15 protein-coding genes are annotated in these 23067 nt (G+C 64.5%); 7 read left to right on the top strand and 8 right to left on the bottom strand.

The genetic code is table 11. From position 1 onward, the window contains the following. Nucleotides 1-11 precede the first annotated feature (11 nt). Together hutC and DVR09_RS00455 are read right to left on the bottom strand one after the other, a co-directional pair. Complete coding sequence (hutC, locus tag DVR09_RS00460) at nucleotides 12-704, bottom strand: histidine utilization transcriptional repressor HutC (RefSeq protein WP_162814795.1); 693 nt, start codon at nucleotides 702-704, stop codon at nucleotides 12-14. Next, the gene (locus DVR09_RS00455; RefSeq protein WP_115415197.1) at nucleotides 701-2071 is read right to left on the bottom strand and encodes a formimidoylglutamate deiminase; all 1371 of its coding nucleotides are present in this window, start codon (nucleotides 2069-2071) and stop codon (nucleotides 701-703) included. The genes hutC and DVR09_RS00455 overlap by 4 nt, the downstream gene beginning before the upstream one ends. Before the next feature lie 65 nt (nucleotides 2072-2136). On the opposite strand from DVR09_RS00455, the gene hutI reads away from it, so the two are divergent. From hutI to DVR09_RS00425, 6 genes are all read left to right on the top strand, one after another. Further along, a complete protein-coding gene (hutI, locus tag DVR09_RS00450; protein WP_115415196.1) occupies nucleotides 2137-3354 on the top strand; it encodes an imidazolonepropionase in 1218 nt (405 codons plus the stop codon). Next, entirely contained in the window at nucleotides 3347-4882 is a 1536-nt protein-coding gene (hutH, locus tag DVR09_RS00445) for a histidine ammonia-lyase (RefSeq protein ID WP_115415195.1), read from the top strand. The genes hutI and hutH overlap by 8 nt, the downstream gene beginning before the upstream one ends. Further along, the gene (hutG, locus tag DVR09_RS00440; protein WP_115415194.1) at nucleotides 4879-5667 is read left to right on the top strand and encodes an N-formylglutamate deformylase; all 789 of its coding nucleotides are present in this window, start codon (nucleotides 4879-4881) and stop codon (nucleotides 5665-5667) included. The genes hutH and hutG overlap by 4 nt, the downstream gene beginning before the upstream one ends. Then, nucleotides 5664-7337, top strand: coding sequence for a urocanate hydratase (hutU, locus tag DVR09_RS00435; RefSeq protein ID WP_115415193.1), 1674 nt, complete (start codon nucleotides 5664-5666; stop codon nucleotides 7335-7337). Before hutG ends, hutU begins: the two co-directional genes overlap by 4 nt. Before the next feature lie 189 nt (nucleotides 7338-7526). Continuing rightward, entirely contained in the window at nucleotides 7527-9314 is a 1788-nt protein-coding gene (locus DVR09_RS00430) for a DUF885 domain-containing protein (protein WP_115415192.1), read from the top strand. 8 nt (nucleotides 9315-9322) lie between these two features. Next, complete coding sequence (locus tag DVR09_RS00425; RefSeq protein WP_115415191.1) at nucleotides 9323-11098, top strand: DUF885 domain-containing protein; 1776 nt, start codon at nucleotides 9323-9325, stop codon at nucleotides 11096-11098. A 70-nt stretch (nucleotides 11099-11168) separates the two neighbouring features. Here DVR09_RS00425 and DVR09_RS00420 read toward each other — a convergent pair whose 3' ends face one another. From DVR09_RS00420 to DVR09_RS00395, 6 genes are all read right to left on the bottom strand, one after another. Continuing rightward, complete coding sequence (locus DVR09_RS00420; protein ID WP_115415190.1) at nucleotides 11169-13226, bottom strand: S9 family peptidase; 2058 nt, start codon at nucleotides 13224-13226, stop codon at nucleotides 11169-11171. A gap of 52 nt (nucleotides 13227-13278) precedes the next feature. Beyond that, a complete protein-coding gene (locus DVR09_RS00415; RefSeq protein ID WP_115415189.1) occupies nucleotides 13279-14595 on the bottom strand; it encodes a PepSY-associated TM helix domain-containing protein in 1317 nt (438 codons plus the stop codon). Beyond that, nucleotides 14592-15167 carry a hypothetical protein gene (locus DVR09_RS00410; protein WP_115415188.1) on the bottom strand — a complete coding sequence of 192 codons (576 nt, stop codon included), beginning with the start codon at nucleotides 15165-15167 and terminating at the stop codon, nucleotides 14592-14594. Before DVR09_RS00410 ends, DVR09_RS00415 begins: the two co-directional genes overlap by 4 nt. Further along, nucleotides 15167-17260: a TonB-dependent siderophore receptor gene (locus tag DVR09_RS00405; protein ID WP_162814792.1), complete on the bottom strand. Its 2094-nt coding sequence runs from the start codon at nucleotides 17258-17260 to the stop codon at nucleotides 15167-15169. The genes DVR09_RS00410 and DVR09_RS00405 overlap by 1 nt, the downstream gene beginning before the upstream one ends. A 277-nt stretch (nucleotides 17261-17537) precedes the next feature. Further along, the gene (locus DVR09_RS00400) at nucleotides 17538-18533 is read right to left on the bottom strand and encodes a DUF6607 family protein (RefSeq protein ID WP_234041488.1); all 996 of its coding nucleotides are present in this window, start codon (nucleotides 18531-18533) and stop codon (nucleotides 17538-17540) included. A 14-nt stretch (nucleotides 18534-18547) separates the two neighbouring features. Next, complete coding sequence (locus tag DVR09_RS00395; RefSeq protein ID WP_234041487.1) at nucleotides 18548-20860, bottom strand: TonB-dependent hemoglobin/transferrin/lactoferrin family receptor; 2313 nt, start codon at nucleotides 20858-20860, stop codon at nucleotides 18548-18550. Nucleotides 20861-21164: 304 nt separating this feature from the next. Here DVR09_RS00395 and thiC point away from each other — a divergent pair, with 304 nt between their 5' ends. Continuing rightward, nucleotides 21165-23066, top strand: a complete 1902-nt coding sequence (gene thiC / locus DVR09_RS00390) for a phosphomethylpyrimidine synthase ThiC (protein ID WP_115415185.1) — start codon at nucleotides 21165-21167, stop codon at nucleotides 23064-23066. Nucleotide 23067 lies beyond the last annotated feature (1 nt).

The following is a 23067-nucleotide window of genomic DNA, read 5'->3' as shown; positions in this document are numbered from 1 at the left end:
GTCGAAGCCTCCTAGATCGTGAATGCGATCCGGTGGTTTGGCGCATAGCAAAGTGTGATCGTGGTCACCGGACGATCGTCGAGCCAGGTGGTCCGTTCCATGGTAAGCAGTGCCTTGCCATCGATCGTGCCGAGCATTTCGGCCGTGTGCCGATCGGCATTGGTCGCCAACAATGCCACCTCGCCGCGTGTGAAAGGCACGGTTCGCACCAGCCATTCATTGGCGCTTAGCGTACCGAGTTCGGCATGTTCGAACTGCGGAACCGTGGCGAGATTGATCCAGCGGGTCTCGAACGCGAACGGGGCTTCATCGGCCAGATGCAGCGTCTCGAGATAGACGGAACGCACATCGCCCCCAGCCTTCAGACGTTCCGCCACCGCCGGTGGTGGCGATGCCAGCTTTCGCTCGATAATCTCGCAGCGATAGGTGCTACCGGCCTCTTCGACCTGCTCGCGCAGCAGTTGGATGCGCAAGCTCGCCTGCGGTAGCGGCAGCGGGCGCACGCGCGTGCCACCTTTGCGCTTGCGCTCTACCAGGCCTTCCTCGGCCAATGCCTGCAGCGCGCGATTCACCGTTGTGCGCGAACAGCCGTATTCCTGCGCGAAATCGGCCTCGCCCGGGATCAGTTCGCCCAGCTTCCATTCGCCTGCGACGATGCGCGCGCGGATCGCGTCGCGAATGCCGCGATGGGTGTTCGCATTCACAGGGCTGCGCCAAGCTCGCGGATCGTGCGGGCAAAACGGGATCGGATTTCGGGAGCGCGACGATGTTCGCCGTCTTGAACGATATGCCGACCCGCCGCCCAAACATCGCTGACCGCGCGCGCCTCAACTCCGAAGATCCACGCATCGAGCCGCTGGTCCGCCTCGGGCCAGTCGAGGAAGGGCAGATCGTCGCGCAGTGCCACGACATCGGCGAGCTTGCCTGTCTCGATCGATCCCGCATTGCGTCCGATCGCTTGCGCGCCGCCGCGTGCGGCGCGTTCATAGAGATAGCGACCATTGGATCGGGTGATATCGTCGGTCAGCACGGCGCGTTGGCGATGGGCCAGACGCTGCGAGAGTTCAAGCATGCGCAACTCTTCTGCGACCGAGATCCGGATGTTCGAATCGGAACCAATTCCGAGGCGCCCCTTCGCGGTGAGATAAGCTTGCGCGGGGAAGATACCGTCGCCGAGATTCGCCTCGGTGGTCGGACACAGGCCCGCCACTGCATCGGATGCCGCGAGATCGGATGTTTCACGGGCATTGAGATGTGTTGCATGGATGAGGCACCAGCGCTTGTCGACGGGCAGGTTGTCGAGCAGCCAGCGCACCGGGCGCGCGCCGAGATGGGCCTCAACCTCTTCGACTTCCTTTACCTGTTCGGCGGCGTGGATATGAAAAGGGCCGTCTGGGCACAGCGCCAGGCACATCTCGAGTCCCTCGCGGTCCACCGCACGCAGCGAATGCGGGGCCACGCCGAGCCGGAAGTCGGCTGGCATATCGCGGGCGCATCCCGAAATCCGCGTGTAAAGCGCCTCGAACGCCGCAGCCGAACTGCCGAAGCGCAACTGACCGTCCTTAAGCGGGCGTCCGTCGAGCCCGCCATGGGTATAGAGCACGGGAAGATGAGTCAGGCCGATCCCGCTGCTCTTACTCGCGGCGAAGATGCGCTGCGAAGTCTCGGCCAGATTGTCGAAATGTCCGCCGCCCACCTGGTGATGGAGGTAATGAAACTCTGCCGAAGCGGTGTAGCCTGCTTCCGCCATTTCGAGCTGCACCAGTGCGGCGATCGCCTCCATATGATCGGGCGCAAGGATGTCGAGGAAGCGATACATGACTTGCCGCCACGTCCAGAAATCGTCGGCCCCGGCGGGGCCGCGGGCTTCGGCCAGTCCGGCCATCGCGCGCTGGAAACTGTGGGTGTGGACATTGGCCATACCGGGCAGTGCAGTGCCGACCGCCGCGGCTGCGTTGAAGCCGCGAGGCGAGACTTCGGCGATGACCCCTGCTTCGTCCACATGGATTGCGTGATCGGCGAGCCAGCCCGAGGGTGTGAGGACCTGTCGTGCGGAAATTATGCTTCCCATTGGCCGTTGTGCCTTTCCAATATTATGTGTATACATAATCACACAGCGAGGAGTAACGCAAGTATATGACGGGTCGGGTGTTCATCAATTGCAGGGCCGCGACGATGGTCGCGGATGAAGTCGGCTATGGGCTGATCGACGATGCGGCGATCGCGGTCGATGAAGGGCGGATTGCCTGGATCGGGCCGCGTGGCGTCCTTCCCCGGGGGCATGATGGTTGGGAGCAGGTCGATCTTGGCGGTAAGCTCGTCACTCCGGCGCTGGTGGATTGCCACACTCATCTCGTTTTCGGCGGCGATCGCAGCCGCGAGTTCGCGCTGCGCCTGGAAGGCGCGAGCTATGAGGAGATTGCGAAGGCAGGGGGCGGCATTCGCTCGACGGTCGCTGCCACCCGCGAGTCCACCGGGGAAGGGCTGCTCGCCAGCGCTCTACGCCGCGTCGACGATTTGATTGCAGACGGTGTGGCGGTGATCGAGGTCAAGTCCGGATACGGGCTTACGATCGAACACGAGATGCGTATGCTTCGCGTTGCACGGGCGATCGAAACCGAACGGCCCGTTCGTATCGTGACAAGCTGGCTTGCCGCCCATGCGCTGCCGCCCGAATTCGAGGGCGAGGCAGACCGTTATATCGACGAGGTTGTCATCCCGGGCCTCGAGGCCGCCGCTGCCGAGGGCCTGGTCGATGCTGTCGACGGGTTCTGCGAAGGGATCGGCTTTTCTCCCGAACAGATCCGCCGGGTATTCGAAACCGCGCGCAATCTTGGCATCCGTGTCAAACTGCATGCCGAGCAGTTGAGCGACCTCAAGGGTGCGGTTCTGGCCGCCGAACATGATGCCTTGTCAGCCGATCACCTGGAATGGCTCGCGCCCGAGGATGTCCCGAAGCTGGCGGAAAAGGGTGTGGTGGCGGTGCTTCTCCCCGGCGCATTCTACGCCCTGCGCGAAACGCGTCTGCCACCAATGGATGCGCTGCGTGAACAGGGCGTGGCAATGGCGCTGGCTACCGATTGCAACCCGGGCAGCTCACCGCTCTCTTCGCTTCGACTGGCCATGAACATGGGCTGTACGCTGTTTGGCATGACGGCGGAAGAAGCGCTGGCTGGTGCGACGCGGAACGGGGCCAAGGCGCTTGGGCTGGAGGCCGATTACGGCACGATCGAAGCAGGCAAGCGCGCCGACCTTGCGGTGTGGGATGCGCCCCACCCGGACTATCTCAGCTATTGGATCGGCGGACGCTTGCTGCGCGGTCGCATTGTTGCAGGAACCCATCACCATGCATGACTTGCTGTCGCCCGGATCGCTCGGCCTAGCCGAGCTGGAAGCACTTTATCGCTCCTCCGGTTCCTTCCGGATCGATGATGCCGCCATGGCGGCGGTGGCGCAATCGGCCGATCGGCTGGGCGCGGCGGTCGGCTCGGGAGAGGCGATCTACGGGGTCAATACCGGCTTCGGCAAGCTGGCCAGCGTGCGCATCGGGGCAACCGATCTCGGGACGCTCCAGCGCAATCTCGTCCTTTCGCATAGCGCCGGTTTCGGCGAACCGCTCGCCCCCGAGATCGTGCGCTTCATAATCGCCCTCAAGTGCCTTTCGCTTGGGCGCGGGGCATCGGGCGTTCGCCCGGTGGTGGTGGAGCGCCTCCAACAGCTGGTGGAGGCGGGCGTTACTCCCGTAGTGCCTGAGAAGGGATCGGTCGGCGCCTCGGGCGATCTCGCACCGCTTGCCCATGTCGCGGCGACGCTGATCGGCGAGGGCGATGCCTTCTATCGCGGCGAGCGCATGGCGGCAGGCAGCGCGCTCCAGCGCGCCGGGCTCGAACCGCTGGTGCTCGAAGCCAAGGAAGGCCTTGCCCTGCTCAACGGCACGCAGGTTTCGACCGGGCTGGCTCTTGCCGCGCTGTTCGATAGCTGGCGGCTGGCAATCAATTCTCTCGTGACGACCGCGCTGTCGCTCGATGCCGCGATGGGTTCGACAGCGCCGTTCCGAGAGGAAATCCACACGCTGCGCGGTCATCGCGGGCAGATCGCCGCGGCGGAGGCTATTCGTGCCCTGCTCGAAGGCTCGCAGATCCGCGAGAGCCACCGCGAGGACGATTTGCGGGTGCAGGATCCCTATTGCCTGCGCTGTGCGCCGCAGGTGATCGGTGCCTGCCTCGACCAGCTCGCCCATGCGGGCAATGTCCTGCGGATCGAGGCCAATGCCGCGACCGACAACCCGCTGGTGCTGTCCGATGGAAGCATCGTCTCTGGCGGCAATTTCCATGCCGAACCGGTCGGCATGGCGGCGGATGGGATTGCCATTGCCGTGTCCGAGATCGGCGCCATCGCCCAGCGTCGCATCGCGCTATTGGTCGATCCGGCGCTGAGCTTCGGCCTTCCTGCATTTCTCGCGCCGTCGCCGGGTCTGCAATCGGGCCTTATGATCGCCGAAGTCACCAGCGCTGCTCTGATGAGCGAGAACAAGGCGCTTGCCAATCCGCGCGTGGTCGATTCCACCCCGACCTCGGCCAATCAGGAGGATCATGTGTCCATGGCCTGCCATGGCGCGCGGCGGCTGTTCGAAATGAACGCCAACCTCGCCGCCATCCTCGGTATCGAGGCGATGACGGCCGCGCAGGGCGTCGAATGCCGGGCCCCGCTGGAGACCAGCGCGAGCCTGAAAGCAGCGATGAAGCGTATCCGCTCGGCCTCGCCCGCATTGACCGGAGACCGGCTGATGGAACCCGACATCGCGGCCATGGCGGACCTGCTCGGCTCCGCGGTTCTGGCCGAGGGCATTGCCGCCGAAACAATCGCGGGTTTCGATCCATGAGCCCCGTCACCGTCGTCCGCGGTACCTCGCCAATCGTGCTGGCGCAGCCGCATTCAGGGACTTTCGTGCCTGCGGACATCTGCGCGAAGCTGACCGAACGTGGGGCGATGCTCGCCGATACCGACTGGCATATCCCCCAGCTCTATGACGGCCTCGTCCCGCAAGCGACGGTCGTGCGCGCCGAATTCAATCGCTATGTTATCGACGCCAACCGCCCGCCCGACGGGGCGAGTCTCTATCCCGGGCAGAACACCACCGGCCTGGTGCCGCTGGTCGATTTCGAGAACCGGCCGCTGTGGCACGAAGAGCCGGATGAGAATGAGATTGCCCGGCGCCGCGAGGCCTTCCACGCGCCTTATCACGCCGCGCTGCGCGCGGAACTCGACCGCGTGCGTGCGGCGCATGGTTTTGCCGTGCTCTATGATTGCCACTCGATCCGGTCGCGTCTGCCTTTCCTGTTCCAGGGCACGCTGCCCGATCTCAATATCGGCACCAATGGCGGTGCGACCTGCGGGCAGGCAATCGAGCGCGCTGCCGCCATCGCCTGCGCCAATGGCCCTTACAGCTATGTCGTAAATGGCCGCTTTCGTGGCGGCTGGACCACGCGACATTACGGTCATCCCGGCAAGAACATCCACGCGATTCAGATGGAAATCGCGCAATCGACCTACCTTCAATCGGAAGAAACGCCCTTCACTTTCAGTCCAGACAAGGCCGCCGACCTGCGCGACACGCTCGCCGAGATATTCGACGGCATCGAAAGCACTTTCGGAGATCTTACATGACCATCGACCGCCGTAATGCCCGAGATATCAAGGCGCCCACCGGGCCTGAACTCACCTGCCGCAGCTGGCAGGCCGAGGCGCCGTTCCGCATGATCCAGAACAATCTCGACCGCCAGGTGGCGGAAAATCCCGATGAGCTGGTTGTCTATGGCGGGATCGGCCAGGCGGCCCGTAGCTGGCAGGATTTCGAACTGATCCTGTCCAGCCTCAAGACCCTTTCCGACGATGAAACGTTACTGGTCCAGTCGGGCAAGCCGGTCGGCGTGTTTCGCACGCATGCCGATGCGCCGCGCGTGCTTATCGCCAATTCCAACATCGTGCCGCACTGGGCCAATTGGGACCATTTCAGCGAACTCGATAGGAAGGGCTTGATGATGTACGGCCAGATGACGGCCGGTAGCTGGATCTACATCGGCACGCAGGGCATCGTGCAGGGCACGTATGAAACCTTCGTCGAGGCGGGTCGCAGACATTATGACGGCGATCTCACGGGCAAGTGGATCCTCACCGGCGGCCTGGGCGGCATGGGCGGTGCGCAACCCCTCGCCGCGGTGATGGCGGGAGCATGCTGCCTGGCGGTCGAATGCAATCCCGAAAGCATCGATTTTCGCCTGCGCACGCGGTATCTTGACGAGAAGGCCGACAGTGTGGACGAGGCGCTGGCGATGATCGAGCGCTGGACCGCCGCAGGCGAGGCGAAATCGGTTGGCCTGCTCGGCAATGCCGCCGAAATCTTCCCCGAACTGGTGAAGCGCGGCGTGCATCCTGACATCGTTACCGACCAGACCAGCGCGCACGATCCGGTGAATGGCTACCTTCCCGAAGGCTGGACCATGGGCGAATGGCGGGCCAAGCGCGAAAGCGATCCTAAAGCGGTCGAGAAAGCCGCGCGCGCCTCGATGCGCAAGCAGGTCGAGGCCATGCTGGCGTTCTGGGACGCAGGCGTGCCCACGCTCGATTATGGTAACAACATCCGTCAGGTCGCGCTGGAGGAGGGGCTGGAAAACGCCTTCGCCTTCCCCGGTTTCGTACCGGCCTATATCCGCCCGTTATTCTGCCGCGGCGTTGGGCCATTCCGATGGGCCGCGCTCTCGGGCGATCCGGAAGATATCTACAAGACCGACGCCAAGGTGAAGGAACTGCTGCCCGACGACCACCACCTGCATCACTGGCTCGACATGGCGCGCGAACGGATTGCCTTTCAGGGCCTGCCCGCACGCATTTGCTGGGTCGGGCTCGGCGACCGTCACCGCTTGGGCATGGCGTTCAACGAAATGGTCGCGAATGGCGAACTGAAAGCACCCGTGGTGATCGGCCGCGATCACCTTGATTCCGGTTCGGTCGCCAGCCCTAACCGCGAGACCGAGGCGATGAAGGACGGCTCGGATGCGGTCAGCGACTGGCCGCTGCTCAATGCCTTGCTCAACACGGCCAGCGGCGCGACCTGGGTGAGCCTGCACCACGGCGGCGGTGTGGGCATGGGCTTTTCGCAGCATGCCGGCATGGTGATCGTCGCCGACGGGACCGAGGACGCCGCACGCCGTCTCGAACGGGTGCTGTGGAACGATCCAGCGACCGGCGTCATGCGCCATGCCGATGCGGGTTACGAGGAAGCGCTCGACTGCGCGCGGGAAAAGGGGCTGGACCTGCCCGCCATCCTCGGCGGTTAGGCCGCTGGTCGCGACTATCTCCTTGGCCACCGCATGAGTCCTCGCGGGTGTAGTTGTGGGGTACCCGCGAAGGGCTTGCGCATGGCTGGACGTTTCCTGCGGATCGGCGGAACCCGTTTGTCGAACAGGCTTTGCGGTGCCGGTATGACCGGCTAGCCTGAGCTGCACGATCTCAGGGGAGAGTCTCGCATGACCCGCACTTACACTCGCATCGCTTCGGCGATCGCTATCGCTTGCGCCACGGCTTCGACACCTGCCGTCGCGCAGGATCACTCCGCGCATCACAGCAGGATGTCCGCCAGCGAGCGTGAAGCCGCCAAACTTCACGATTTGTTCGCGCGCAGCGAAGCCGCCATGCTCGACCGCAATCCGGTCAGCGCTTTTTTCCGTGGCGATTTCTCCGATGCCGACAAACTCGGCGATTTTTCGCCTGCGGGTTATGCGGCGGACCGTGCGGCTGCGGAAGCCAATCTCGCCGAACTCGCCACTATCGACCGCTCGGCGCTGGGCGAAACAGATCGCATTGCCTACGACGTGTTTGCATATACGCAGCAGCGCACGCTGGCGATGACCGCGCCCGATGTGCTGCCGACTGTGCTCGCCCTGCCGATAGATCACTTTCGCGGGCTGCATGTTTATTATCCGCGCCTTTCCGCACCCGGGGCGCTGATGCCCTTCGATACGGTCGAGGATTACGAGAACAATTTCAGCCGCCACCGCGCCATGGCGCAGGTGATCGACGATGCCATCGCCCGCTTCCGCGCTGGGGCATCTGCAGGCATTACCCTGCCGCGCATGTCGGTGGAGTTGATGATCGAACAGCTCGGTCTGCAAATCGATACGCCGGTCGAGCAGAGTCCCTATTGGGCGCCGGTGGCGAATTTTCCCGATACGGTCCCGCAAAGCGCGCACGAGGAGTTGATCGACAGGCATCGTGAAACGTTGACGGGCACACTGATCCCTGCGCTCGCCAAGCTGCGCGATTATCTCGCGAATGAATATCTGGAACAATCGCGCATCAGCATCGCGGCGACCGACAATCCCGGCGGCGACGCCTATTACGCCTACCGGATCGAGGAAAATACCACGCTGCCGCTGACCGCGCGGCAGATCCACGAAATCGGCCTGGCCGAAGTCGCCCGGATCAATGCGGCCATCGATGCGGCCAGGGCGGAGGCCGGCGGTCGGACGGGCAAGACCTATACAACCAAGGCCGATTTGCAGGCCGCTTGGTACGAGGTTGCCGGGCAGGTCGACCCGCTGATGGACGAGGTTTTCCTGCGCAAGCCCGAGACCGAACTCAGGATCGAACCCTACGAGCCCTATCGCGAGAAGTTCTCTCTCGCGGCAAGCTACATGCCCGGCAAGGCCGATGGGTCACGCCCTGGCACGTTCTATTTCAGCGGCTACAACGTGGCCGAAAGACTGCTCGGCACTTCGATCTCGCTCTATATGCATGAAGGCAATCCGGGCCATCACTTCCAGTCGATGTTCGCGATCGAGAACGAGGACCTGCCGGAATTCATGCGCTATGGCGGGTTTACTGCTTTCAGCGAAGGCTGGGGTCTCTATGCCGAAAGCCTGGGCTACGAACTCGGCCTGTATGACGATCCGGTCGAGCGGCTGAAGGCGCTGGAGGGTGGCGAGATGCTGCGCGCGGTGCGGCTGGTGGTCGATACCGGCATGCATGCGCTCGGCTGGAGCCGCGAAAAAGCCATCGACTTTATGATGGCCAACGGCGCCGCGCGCGATTTCGCGGAAAGCGAGACCGCGCGTTACATCGTGATGCCGGCACAGGCGCTCGCCTACAAAACGGGCGAACTGAAGATCAAGCAACTGCGCGCCCGGGCCGAGGCCGCGCTCGGTGATGCCTTCGACGTCCGCAAATTCCACGAACAGACACTCAATACCGGCGATATTCCGCTACCCGTGCTCGAAGCCAAGATCGACGCCTGGATTACTGGCGGCGGGCAATAAGAGGGATCATGATGAACCGCACCGTTCTGCGCCTTGCCACTGCGCTGGCGATATCGACCACTGCTCTCGCAGCGCCGGTTGCCCATGCCTGCGATCCGATCGAAACTGCCGAGACCGAAAGCGAGCGCTTGCGCACGCTGATGGCCAAGAGCGAGCCGGCCTACCTCGATCGCAACCCGATCGCTGCCTTCTATCGCGGCGACTTCTCCGATGCGGGTAGCCTCGGCGATTTCTCGCCCGCATCCCACGAGACCGAGCGGGCGGCCGCCATGTGCGACATCGCCGTGCTGGGCACGATCGACCGCGCTGCGCTTACGGCAAGTGAGCAGATCGCTTACAATACGTTTCGCTATTCGAAGGAACGCGTTCTCGCGGGCACCGAACCGGACGTGCTCAGGACGATCCTCGCCCTCCCGCTCGACCATTTCCGCGGCATTCAGGGCGACTATCCCGGCTTCTCTGCACCCGATGGCATCATGCCGTTCGATACTCCCGAGGACTATGCCAACAATATCGCGCGCCATGCGGCCTATTCCCGCATGGTCGAAAACGTGATCGCGCGTTTCGATACCGGGATCGAACAGGGGATCACGCTGCCGCGTCTGACGGTCGAGCTGATGATCGAACAGCTCGATACCCAGCTCGCCGCGCCCGAAGGTGAAAATGCCTATTTCGCGCCGCTGCGCCAGTTTCCCGAAGGTTTCACCGAAGCGCAGAAAGACCACGCGCGCGCTGCGTTGACGGCAGCGATCGAAGGGACGCTCTACCCCGCCATGCGCCGTCTGCGGGCCTATCTTTCCGAGACCTATCTGCCGCAAGCTCGCGATACCATCGGGGCGACCGAAGCGCCCGGGGGTGAGGCTTATTACGCCTATCGCATCGAGGAGATGACCACGCTGCCCCTGACGGCCGAGGAGATTCATCGTCTCGGCCTTTCTGAAGTCGCCCGCATCAACGTGGCCCGGCAACAGGCGATCGAGGAGCGCGGCGATCGCCGTCCGCCAGTCTACAAGAGCAAGGAGGCGCTGACCGAGGCGTGGTACGAGGTGGGCGAGAAGGTCGATGCAGTGATTGCCCCGCTCTTCCTGCGCCAGCCCGAAACCCCGCTCGAGATCAAACCCTACGAACCCTATCGCGAACAGTTCTTCCTCGCCGCATCCTATCGCCCTGGCGAGGCCGATGGTTCGCGCCCGGGGACTTTCTATTTCAGCGGTTGGAACGCGGCGGAGCGCGAGCTCAGCCCTTCGGTCCGGCTCTATATTCACGAGGGCAATCCCGGACATCACTTCCAGATCATGTTTGCGATCGAGGATGAGAGCCTGCCGGACCTGCTGCGCCACGGCTGGTATACCGCCTTTGGCGAGGGCTGGGCGCTCTATGCCGAAAGCCTGGGCTACGAGCTTGGCCTCTATGACGATCCGGTCGACCGATTGCAGGCGCTCGAGGATGGCGAATTGAAGCGTGCGGTGCGGCTGGTGGTCGATACCGGGATGCACGCGCTCGGCTGGACCCGTGAGCAGGCAGTCGAATACATGGTCGAGAACGGCAATCCGCGCGATTATTCGGAGAACGAGGTCGCGCGTTACATTGCCATGCCGGGCCAGGCATTGGGCTACAAGATCGGTGAATTGAAGATCAAGGAACTGCGCGTGCGGGCCGAAACGGCGCTAGGCGAGGACTTCGACATCCGCCGCTTCCACGACGAAGTGCTGAACAGCGGCAATATCCCGCTAGCCGTGCTGGAAGCGAAGATCGACGCCTGGATCGCGGCCGGCGGCAATTAGCTCTCGCACAATAAGAAAGGGGCCGCGCGACACGGCGTCGCGCGGCCCCTTTTCGTAAGCGGGTGAGCGATCAGTCCTCGCTCTTGGTCCCCGTCGTCCCGGCGGGAAGCTCGGGGCGCTCGGGCGGCATGGCTGCGTCGCGGTCGCCCGTCTTCAGATAGGTGTCGAACCAGCGCATCATGCGCAGGTTGTAATCGTAGCGCGCGGCGGCCTTGCGGTTGCCGTGGCCTTCGCCTGGATAGAAGACCAGCCGCACCGGCACGTCGGGCTTGCGGATCTTCATCGCCCGATAAAGCTCCAGGCTCTGGCCCGGGTCGACACGCGTGTCTTCCTCGCCATGCATGATCAGCAGCGGGGTGTTGGCTTTGTCGACATGGAAGATCGGCGACACTTCGAGCATCGCCATCCAGTCGTCCCACGGCCACTTGCCGCTGTGGACGTTGTACATCTCGTACGGAATGTCGCCCGTGCCGAACTTGCTGACCTGGTTCGAAATGCCGACGAACATCACGCCTGCCGCGAATTCCTCGCTCCAGCGGGTCGATGACCACGCGGTGGCATAGCCGCCATAGGAGCCGCCGGTCACGCCGACACGATCGGCATCGGCGATCCCTTCGGCGACCAGCGCGCGCTTGGCATCGACGAGATCGGTGAACTCGGGATCGGTGTAATTGCCGGTGTGCTGTTTGGAGAACGCGGTGCCGTAACCGGTCGAACCGCGATAGTTGGGCAGGAAGACCGCATAACCCTGACCCGCCGCGACATGGCCGGGTTTGGAATAGGCGGTCTGCCAGCCATTGCTGTCATGCGCTTCCGGGCCGCCGTGGACGTTGAGGATCAGCGGGGCGCCTCCTGCCGGGGCGCCGCCGACCGGCTCGATCAATACGCCTTCGACTTCCTGCCCGTCGCGCGCGGTGTAGCGGAAGGTGCGCTGCTCTCCGAAATCGATCTCGCTCAGCCAGGGGTTGTGGCTGGTCCAGCGGGTGAAGCTGTCGCCGTCGAGGCGGAACAGCTCGGTCGGGTGCCGGGGCGCGCTCGCCTCCACCGCGATCACCGAACCTTCGGTCTCTACATTGCTGATGATCAGCGCGCCGGGATCGATTTCGCGTGCAAGCGAACCGTCGGCATTGTGGATGCGCAGCACGCTCTGCGCGCCGACATGGACTGCCGCGATCAGACGCCCATCGTCCATATACTCGACATCGACCACGGCCTCGGGCGCGCCCGCATTGTGCGGTGTCACTGTGCCGGTCGCGACATCGACGAAATGGATCGTGGTCGCCGCCGGATCGTTCATGTCGACCGCTGCGATCAGCGCCAGCTGGCTGGCGTCGGGCGAGATTTCGACATCGTCGATCTTGCCCGGCGTCTCGATGACCATCCGCACATCGCCCGAGGCCATGTCGAGGATGTTGACCTTCTTGTTGACGTATTCGTCGTCGATCAGCGTGGTCGGCGCGGTCTCGATCACGCCGATGCGCGCATTGTCGGCGATCTGGAACGAGGTGACATAGCCCGGCACCTCGACCTGCTGCGGTTCGGCATCGGGTTCGCCGCCGATACGCGCACGGAACAGGCGGTTGAGCTTCTGTTCCTCCTCGTAAACGACAGAATTGAAGCCTGCCTTGTTCTGCTTCTTGCGATCCTTGTCCTCTTCTGCCGCGACCAGCAGGTGCATGTGGCCGCCATCGGGCGACCAGGCATAGGAGCGCACCGACGCGCCTTCGACATGCGCCAGCTTGCGCTGCGCGCCGCCGTCCACGGGGATGCCCCATACGGCGGTTTTCTCGTCTTTGCCGTCGGCCCACAGGAAGCTGATCATCCGGCCGTCGGGCGAGAACCGGACGCTGCTTACATCCATGTCGGCGGGCAGGAACTCGCGCGCATTGCCGGGGCCGTAGGCGACCGACAGCTGCTGCGTTGTGGTTCCGTTTTCCTCGCCATCGGTGACGTCGGGAAGCCGCGCGGTCGTATAGGCGACACGGCTGCCGTCGGGCGAGACGGCGATGGTGCCGACGCTTTCGAGCTTGGCGACATCCTCGGGGGTCATCGGCCTGGCTTGTGCCTGTGCGGCGATCGAGGCGGTGGCGAGCAGGGCGGCGGCAGTCAACGGCGCGCGATGGTTCATGGGAATACGGTCCTCTTCGTGAAGATGGTGAGGCCGCTATAGCGGAGCCGGGCTAGGGGGCAAATCCCGGGGTCGCAGAAGCCGTTCCGCGTGCACCGGCCCGCCGGGACCGATGCACTGCGGCGGCTGTGATGGCGAGTGTCGCGATCCAGAAGATGGCCACGAAAGGCGCGCCGTTGCCCCAGATCAGGCGCGCGATCAGGGTCGCGCCGATCGCCACGGGCACGCCGATCGTCACGCCCCACCAGCCAGCGCGGATGGTCCGGCGCGGGCGGCCCTTGCGCGCCTGCTTGTCGAGCCAGATGAAGGTCCCCGTCGCGACCACCGCGCTCAGCGCGATGCCGAAAAGGATATAGGCGATCTTGACCGGTAGGCCGCCGTAATTGCCGAAATGCAGATTGTAGATCGACGCGGCGAATTGCTGGCCCAAGGTGCCGTCGGCAAGGCCGGTCGTTCCGTGAAACGTGCCATCGGCCCCGAAGGCGTAATATTCGCCGAAGATCAGCCGCCGGTCATGCTCGCCGACCACCTGGATATGCTGGCCGCGCGTGCCGGGATCGTGAAGGATGAGATAGGATACCCGCACCGCCGGATAATCACGCGCCATATAGCGCAGCACCGGCGCGACCCGGGGCAGCGGGGCGGGGGTGTCGTCGGCTTCGGGTTCGGCCCCGAACACGGGCGCGAGCGCGGCATCGCCATCGCCGCCATAAGCGGTCTGGGCAAGGCTGGAACCCGAGATGTAGAACAGCCCGATCATCGCCCCGGTCAGCGCCATCGCCAGGGCGAAGGGCAGCGTCCACACCGCCAGCCGGTTGTGCCAGTCCAGCGTGGCGACATCGTCCCGGCGCCGCGCGCGCAGCCGGAATGCGTCGCGAAAGATGCGCGGATGCGCGACGATGCCGGAAACCGCGAGCGCGACGATCATCGCGCCGAACAGGCCGACCAGCGTCATGCCCCAGACGGCGGGGAGGTTGAGCCGGTAATGTAGCGCGAGCAGGAATTCGGCCCAGGCATTTTCCTCCGGCACCGCGATCGCGCCCTTGCCGTCGACATGCACCGCCTGGGTATCGGTGGTGATGGTGGTGCGGGGCAGCGCGTCGGTGGGCATGTGGACGAAGAGATGGGTGGTCGGTTCGCGGCCCGTTTCGGAGGCGGCGACATTGGCGATCGCGGTATCGATCGCCGACGGTGTAACAGCCTGCATTTCGGGTGCGTCCGGCTGCTCGAACCTCTGCCATTCCTCGTACAGCACGATCGCCGTTCCGGTGACGCAGATGAGATAGAGCAGCGCACAGCATATCAGACCGATGGCCGAATGCGCCGCGACGCCCCGGCGCACGGTGTCCTTGGTAAACAGGGCTTTCACGGCTGGCCTCCCATGGCGAGCAGAGGCAGCGATGCGGCCGCGAGGCCGGCGACCAGCATTGCGATCTGTCGGCGCCTGTCGCAGACCATCAGGACGGCGAAGGCCAGTAGCGGCCAGATCAGCGGGACCAGCGCGAGGACCATGACATTGGCATCCGCTTCCGCGACCGGCCAGCGGATCGCCAGGCTGCGCGCCGCCAGCGCGGCGGCCACCGCCAGCGCCAAAGCGGCCGGCCCGGCCAGCAGGAAAGTCACCGTCCCGCGTCGCCAGTTCCCCCGCCCGGCCGTGCTCACCGCCCTGAACGAGACAGCGGAGCGCCGGAGCGAGCGTGGCTGTTCCAGCGCGGCCCGGGCGAGGAACAGCGCGGCCGTTCCCATGGCGAAAAGCGCGACCACGGCAATGCCCCACGCCCCCTCGGCAAGTCCGGCCAGCAGGCTGCCCCCGGCCAGTCCGGCCCAGCCCAGCGCATTGAGCCCAGCCGATCGCCCGGCGCGGCTCCACGACAGTCGCAAGGCGGCAATACCGCCGATGGCGAGCGCGCAGCCAAACCAAAGCATGGTGTCACCCGCCATCAGAAGGTACCCCGCAGGGTCAGAGTGTAGTTGCGCGGTGCCGCGTAATAGGCCTGCTCCCAATAGAGGCTCGCCAGATGCTTCTTGTCGGTCGCATTGGCGACATTGGCTTGCAGTTCGAGCGTGTCCGTCAGTTGGAAGCCGGCCTGCAACTGCACCGTGGCATAGGCGCCCTGTTCGATCCGCCCGACAGCCGTGTCGAGATAGACATCGTCCTGCCAGCCGAGGACCGCGCCGACGGAAAGGCGCTCGGTCGGCTGCCAGCGCAGGGCGATGTCCGCCGTGGTCCGCGGGACATAGGTGCGCACTTCATTGCCCTGGCCGTCTTCGAGCGAGAGATGCGTGATGCCCGCCTGGACCAGCAGCCCTTCGGCAATACGGCCGGTTATCTCGGCCTCCACGCCTTCGCTGACCACTTCGATCCCGGTGTAGAGCGTCAGCCCCGATGCCGGATCGAAGCCCGCGGATTCGGCGATGTTCGATTGCTCCGCGCGAAACACCGCCAGCGTGCCGAGCAGCGCGCCATCGGCGGTTTGCGCCTTGAGGCCCGCTTCCATGCTCTCCCCCTTGGCCGCGCCCAACGGCCTGAGGTCGGTGCCGGTTTCGCTCTGAGGCAGGAAGATATCCGAATAGCTGGCATAGAGCTTGACCCCGTCGATCGCCTCGAAGGTCAGACCGGCAAAGGGGCTGAGCGCCTTTTCGCTGCGCCCGAAATCGACGCCGAAGCTGAAACCTTCCGATTGGACGTCGATGTAGTTCGCCCCTGCGATCAGGCTCAGGCGATCGCTCAGCGCCAGCCGGGTCGCGGCATAGGCGCGCCACATCCGGTAATCGAAATCGGCCTGTACCGCCGGGGCATCGTAGGCGGGGCGTCCGACTTCGCGTCCGGTCCAGTCGGGCAGGGCGGGCAAGGCACCCCAGGCGGGATCGCTGGTGGGCACCGAGCGGCCGAGATAGTCGAAATCCGTGTCGCTGTACTGGATGCCTACACTCACATCGTGCTCGCGCCCGAAGGCCGCGAAAGTGCCGCTCAGTTCCGTGTCGGAAATCCATCCCTTGGTGTCGAAATCGTATGCGCCGGGGAAGCCGGACAGGCCGAGGCCACTATCGGGGTCGGGCGTGCCATAGACATAGAAGATCTCCGACAGGCTGCCGATCTCCTGCCGAGTCAGGACCGTGCGCAGCGTCCAGTCGCGGGCCAGGTCCCAGGCCAGCTCGGCAAAGGCGCGGCTGTTGGTCGTGTTCCAGAAGGTCCAGTCCTGCGTGGTCGAGGTTTCTACCGGAAAATCGGTCGGCGTGCCGTCGGTATAGAGCAGCGGCAGCGCGCCCCACAGGACGTTTTCGGCATTGTTGCGCTGGTACGAATAGCCGAGCGCAAGCGATAGGTCGGGCGTAATTTCGCCTGCCAGGATCACCTGACCGGCATAGCGGGTGGAGCCATAGTCGCGCAGGTGGGAATCCCCGCTGGTGACTGCCCCCGTCGCGCGCAGGCCCCACGTGCCGCCCTCGGTAAGGGCCAGGTCGAGATCGGCCTCGGCGCGGGCGGTGTTCCACGAACCGAAGCTCATCGCCGCCGTGCCGCCGGTTTCGCCCGACGGCCTGCGGCGCACGAAATTGATCGTGCCCGCCGGATTGCCGATCCCCGACAGCAGCGCATTGGCGCCGCGCACCACCTCGATGCGGCTGTAGAACACCGTATCGAGCGAACCGCCGGTCGGGCCATAGACATTGGGCGTGGCCAGCCCGTCGACCATCAGCCAGCTAAGATCGAAGCCGCGTGCGGTATAATAGGTGCGGTCGGTTTCCACCTGCTCGACCTGGATGCCGGGGACCACGGCCAGCGCATCGTTGATCTCGTCGAAACCGAAATCCTCGATCAGATCCTCGCCCAGCACGGAAACCGATTGCGGCGTATCGACCACTTCCAGAGGGAGCTTGGTCGCGCTGCGCGGCGCATCCTCGACGCGTTCGCCCCAGACGACGATGCGGGGCGCGTCTTCCGCGCTATCCGCCGTGTCGTCGGCATGGGCCGGGACGCTGATGGCGACGAGGGATGCCAATGCCAGCGCAGCGCCCGATAGACCGTGGCGCATGGTCGATCCCCGCAGTAACGCAGGACGATGGCGTGGCACATTATGCTGTGCGCCGGTGGCGAGCCCCGCCATCCCTTGAACGCGGTTGCCTTGCACTGCCTTGTACGGCTGTCTCATTGAGTTGCTGACCTTTCTACAGTCGAAATTGGGAATGCGTCGCATTTGCGGTGATGCCTCGGAGCCGGGCAGGCGGACGCGGGATATTCGTGGGTGGAGGCGGGTGATTGTGTGGGGAAGGGTGCGATCTCGATGCACCCGCCCCCCACTCGTCGATCGCTCAGGTCGGCGACGTGTGCGATGTAATCAGATCTCGCGCCCGGGCGATTGCCTCGGCTTGGTCGAGCTCTCCCGCCAGGATCGCATCGCCCATTTGCAGCAGTTCTGCGCTGATGACCGTGCCCGTCTGCGCCTCTTCCTCGATCGCGATCCCGCTATTGGCGTCGGCAATCCGAGCCCATTGCGCCCGCACGGCTGCCCAATAATCGCTGGTGGCCGCCCAGTATCTGTCCGCCGCTGCCGTGTCGTAGCCATCGAAGCGGGCATAGGTGTTGAGAACATATTCCTGCACCACCGGCTGGCTCTTGCCCTCGACCAGATCCATTTTGGTATTGTCCTGCCAGTGGATCCAGCCATCCGGGGTCAATTGATGGCGGTTGATCGCGGTATAGAGGTCGTAGACCGGATCGCGCACCGCATCCCTGCGGGCAAGCGGGCGCTGCGTCCAGTTGCTGCGCCAGCGGCGGATGCCATTGGTGGTTTCCCACTGGCCCAATCCGGCATAGCGCGGGCTGTCATCGACCTGGTACACGGTCTGCGACCAGCGTCCCCTGCGCATCGGTTCCGGTACATCGGACCATACCCAGCGGTTGGGGCCGTGATAGGTCAGGATCCGTTCGGGCTCGTACTCCCAGTCCTGCCGCCAGTGCTTGATGACGAAGGCATCCTGCCCCGTGCCCACCACCAGCAGGTGCTGCAGCACGATCCGGGTGCCGGTATCCTCGATCACGCGCACCGATTCATGGCCGCCCGAAATCTTGCGCTCCAGCGGCTCGTAGCCTTCGCGCCAGGGCGTCGCTTCCTGCATGTCGAAACGAACTTTGTAGTCGCCTGCCATCGCCAGGATACTTGCGCGATCCTGCTCGAAGGCGGCGGCTTCGGCAGTTTCGCCGCGCTCCTTCACCGGGGCGTCCGCCAGTGCCGGGCCGACCGGCAGCACCAGGGTGAAAAGGGCCGTGCCGATCAGCGCGGCGGAAGTGTATCTGCGGATATTCATGATGCTGTCCTCCATCAGAACGTAAAGCTGGCCGACACGCTGAAATTGCGCCCGGGCCGGGTATATGCCTCGGTCACCCCGCTGGCGGCCGACAGCCCACGCACGTCGGACCAGTAGGCATAGGTTTCATCGGTCAGGTTGAAGATGCCGCCGCGTAGCTTGATCCGGTCGGTTACGGCGAACCAGGCGAACAGGTCGAGCACGACGAAGGAATCGGGCCGGAAGCATTCGGTGCTGCACACACCGGCGGTATCTTCCAGTGACTTGCGGGCATTGTAGATCGCCGACAGTTCGGTGCCGAACCGGCCTGCGGGATCGCGATATCCCGCGCCGACCACCAGGCTGAAGGGATCGATCGTGCCCAGCGGCTGCCCTGCCGCTCCGGGCGTACGCCTGTCACCATCCGCATAAGCCGCGGCGAGCCGTCCGAAAATGCCGCTGTCGAGGTCGAACGATGCACGGGCCTCGATCCCTTCGATCCGTGCACTGTCGATATTGACGAACTGGTATTGCGCCGGATCTGTGGGCGTGAACGAGCCGCCGACCACCTCCTGGCTGATAAAGTCGTCGTAATCCGCGCGGAAGGCGCTGGCCGACAGCGTCACCTTGTCGCCGATATAGCGCAGTCCCGCCTCGTAGCTCTCGCTGCGTTCCGGCCCGAGGTCGGGATTGGGCAGCGAGGTATAGCCGAAGGCCAGGTTCTCGAAGAAATTGTTCACTTGGCTGGGTGTCGGCGCGCGGAAACCGGTGCCGAAATTGGCGAAGAACAGCACGCTGTCCGACAGGTCGACCGTCAGGCCGATCTTGGGAGACAGCCGGCTGTCGCTCTGGCCCTTGCCTGTGAACGCCGGCAGCAGCGGGTCGTCGGTCGGGTCGAGTTCGTAGAAATCGAAGCGCAGCGCCGGGAACAGCGTCACTCGCCCATCGAACAGGGCGATTTCGTCCGCCAGGAAGATCCCACCCAGCATGAAATCGGTGGCGGGAAAGGGCCGGGTGGGGAACCTCTCACCGAAGGAAGGCTCCACCCCGTCGCGCAGCCCTTCCTGCCGCGTCCAGGATATGTCCCCGCCAAAGGCCAGCACGTGATCGGCCGACCCGGTGGCAAAGCTGGAGCGTGCTTCGGCCACCGCGCCGTACACCTCGTTTTCGAACGTATTCAGGCGCTCGCGATCGGGGCGGGGGCGGGGGCCGACGGGGGAACGGTCCTCGTCGGTGAACTGCACGTCTTCGCCATCCTGATAATACAGCGCCAGATGCGCATATTCGAGCGTGCCTTCGCCTTCCCAGGTCCAGTCGATGGAGGTGCGGATGCGCTCGGCAGTGTCACGTGCTGTAAGCGCGTCGACGATCCAGCTCGGCGTGGGGCCGAACAGGAAGGCCGGGCCCTGGCCCGTCAGCACGTCGCTGGTCAGCTTGCTCTCGTAATATTCGCCGGTCAGGCGCAGGCGGTGGCCACCATCGGCCCAGACCAGCTTGCCGAGCAGCGCGTTGGAATGGCCGTCCTGAGGGTTGGGCAGCGTGCGGGTTTCGCCGATGCCGCCCACCGTGCCCTTATTGTCGAGTTCCTGGAAATCCCGCCGACTATAGGCGATCATGCCGGACAGTGCGCCGCTGGTGGCGGCCAAGGCCAGCGTTTCGGCGAACTCTTCGTCGGCCGTCTGATATTGCGCGGTCGCGAAACCGCCAAAGCTCTCGCCATCGGCAATCAGGTCCGCCGGATCACGGGTGGTAAAGCTGACCGCCCCGGCCAACCCGTCGCTACCGTAGAGCGCGGATGCCGGGCCGCGCAGGATCTCGACCGATTTGATCAGCGAAATGTCGGAATAGCCGCCGCGCCCGGCATCCTGCGCGCCGAAGCCGAATCCCTGGGGGCTGCGGATTCCATCGACCTGGATCAGGACCCGATTGCCGCCGATGCCCCGGATCGCGATATCTTCGTTGCGGGCGCGGCCCGTGGCGCCCAGCGCGGCTCCGAAACGGGCCGGGGCGCGACGGACGGTGACGCCTGGCTCGTAACGCACCAGATCCTTGATGTCGGTCGCGTGCATGTCGGCGATCTCTTCGGCATCGATCACGGTGACCGTGGCCGGAGCCTCGATTTCCGTCACGGGAATACGCGTGGCGGTCACTGTGATCGTGCGGTCCTGCGACGCTTCCTCGGCGGTTTCGCTCCGCTCGGTGGCCTGCGCTTGCGGTGCGAGCAGGGCAAAGGCCATAGCCAGCGATGCGCAGGCCGGTCGCGCCGCGCGGATTGTCGATCGCGCACCTCCCCTGCCTGCCTGTCGGCACGGTGGCTCAGGCGCGAACGCCTGCTTGTGATCCTTCATGAGTTCCGCCCATCCATTATTTACTGCGAATGATTCGCAATTGCAGCAGAGCGGTGTTGGCGTCAACCTATTTTGCAAATGAGTCGCAATCGCATTCGAGCGGGATTCGACTGCAATGGACACGGCGCGCCGAACCGCCTAAAGAAGCTGCATCCCCGGGGAGCCAGCAGAGCCTTCGTGCTTTGGGCTGAGAGGGGCAGGTTGCGCTGCCCGACCCGTCGAACCTGAACCGATTAGCATCGGCGGAGGGAGTGGACCGGGTCAGGCCCGCAATCCGCTCTCCCGCCATGAGGAGAGAACTCGCATGGCCGACATCAACAGCAAATTCGACATTGGCGTGACCACCGGCCCGATCCGTGGCAGCCGCAAGGTCCATGTCGGCGCGAAGAGCGGCTCGGGCGTGCGTGTCGCCATGCGCGAGATCGACCTTGAGGGCGGCGAGCCCAGCGTGCGCGTCTACGATACCAGCGGCCCCTATACCGATCCCGATGCGACCATCGATATCAACAAGGGCCTGCCCCAGCTACGCCGCGAATGGATCATGGCGCGCGGCGATGTCGAGGAATACGATGCGCGCGAAGTGAAGCCGGAAGACAATGGCCAGCTCGGCCCCGACCGTTCGGGCGGCGTCCCGGCCTATCCCAATGTCATCAGGCGCCCGCTGCGCGCCAAGCCCGGCATGAACGTCAGCCAGATGCACTATGCGCGGCGCGGCGTCATCACGCCCGAGATGGAATATGTCGCCGAGCGCGAGAACCTGGGCCGCGAAATGCTGCGCGAGGAATCCGCGCGCCTCACAGCCCGCAACGATGGCCAGCCCTGGGGCGCGTCGCTGCCCGACTACGTCACCCCCGAATTCGTCCGCGACGAGGTTGCGCGGGGCCGCGCGATCATTCCCAACAACATCAACCACCCCGAAACAGAGCCGATGGCGATCGGGCGCAACTTCCTCGTCAAGATCAACGCCAATATCGGCAATTCCGCCGTGGCATCCGATGTCGCCTCCGAGGTCGACAAGATGGTCTGGTCGATCCGCTGGGGCGCGGACACGGTCATGGACCTCTCCACGGGCCGCAACATCCACGACACGCGCGAGTGGATCATCCGCAACTCGCCCGTCCCCATCGGCACCGTGCCCATCTACCAGGCGCTCGAAAAGGTCGGCGGCATTGCCGAGGACCTGACCTGGGAAATCTTCCGCGACACGCTGATCGAACAGGCCGAACAGGGCGTTGACTATTTCACCATCCATGCCGGCGTGCGCCTGCCCTATGTCCCGATGACCGCCAAGCGCGTCACCGGCATCGTCAGCCGCGGCGGCTCGATCATGGCGAAATGGTGCCTCGCGCATCACAAGGAGAGCTTCCTCTACGAACGCTTCGACGAGATCACCGAGATCATGAAGGCCTATGACATCGCCTATTCGCTGGGCGACGGCCTGCGCCCCGGCTCCATCGCCGACGCCAATGACGAAGCGCAGTTCGCCGAGCTCTACACGCTGGGCGAGCTGACCAAGCGCGCCTGGGCAGAGGACGTGCAGGTGATGATCGAAGGCCCCGGCCACGTGCCGATGCACAAGATCAAGGAGAATATGGACAAGCAGCTCGAGGCCTGCGGCGAAGCGCCGTTCTACACGCTCGGGCCGCTCGTCACCGATATCGCGCCGGGCTACGACCACATCACCAGTGGTATCGGCGCGGCGCAGATCGGCTGGTACGGCACGGCGATGCTCTGCTACGTCACACCCAAGGAACACCTCGGCCTGCCCGACCGCGACGATGTGAAAGTGGGCGTGGTGACCTACAAGCTCGCCGCCCACGCAGCCGATCTCGCCAAGGGCCACCCGGCCGCCAAGGTCCGCGACGATGCGCTGTCGAAAGCCCGCTTCGAATTCCGCTGGCGCGACCAATTCAACCTGTCGCTCGACCCCGACACGGCCGAGCAATATCACGACCAGACGCTGCCCGCGGAAGGCGCCAAGACCGCCCACTTCTGCTCCATGTGCGGCCCGAAATTCTGCTCGATGAAGATCACGCAGGAAGTGCGGGAGTTTGCAGCGAAGCAGAACTCGGACAGCTATCTCGCGAGCGAGAACTTGCGTGCCGATACCTCAGCCGAAGAGGCCGAGGAAGCGCAGAAGGGCATGGAGGAGATGAGCGAGGTGTATCGCGAGAAGGGCGAGAAGCTGTATTTGCCGGAGGGGTAAG

The sequence above is a fragment of the Erythrobacter aureus genome (assembly GCF_003355455.1).
Taxonomy (GTDB): domain Bacteria; phylum Pseudomonadota; class Alphaproteobacteria; order Sphingomonadales; family Sphingomonadaceae; genus Qipengyuania; species Qipengyuania aurea.
Note: the sequence above shows the minus strand (reverse complement) of the source record. Positions and strands in the feature narration are given on the sequence as shown.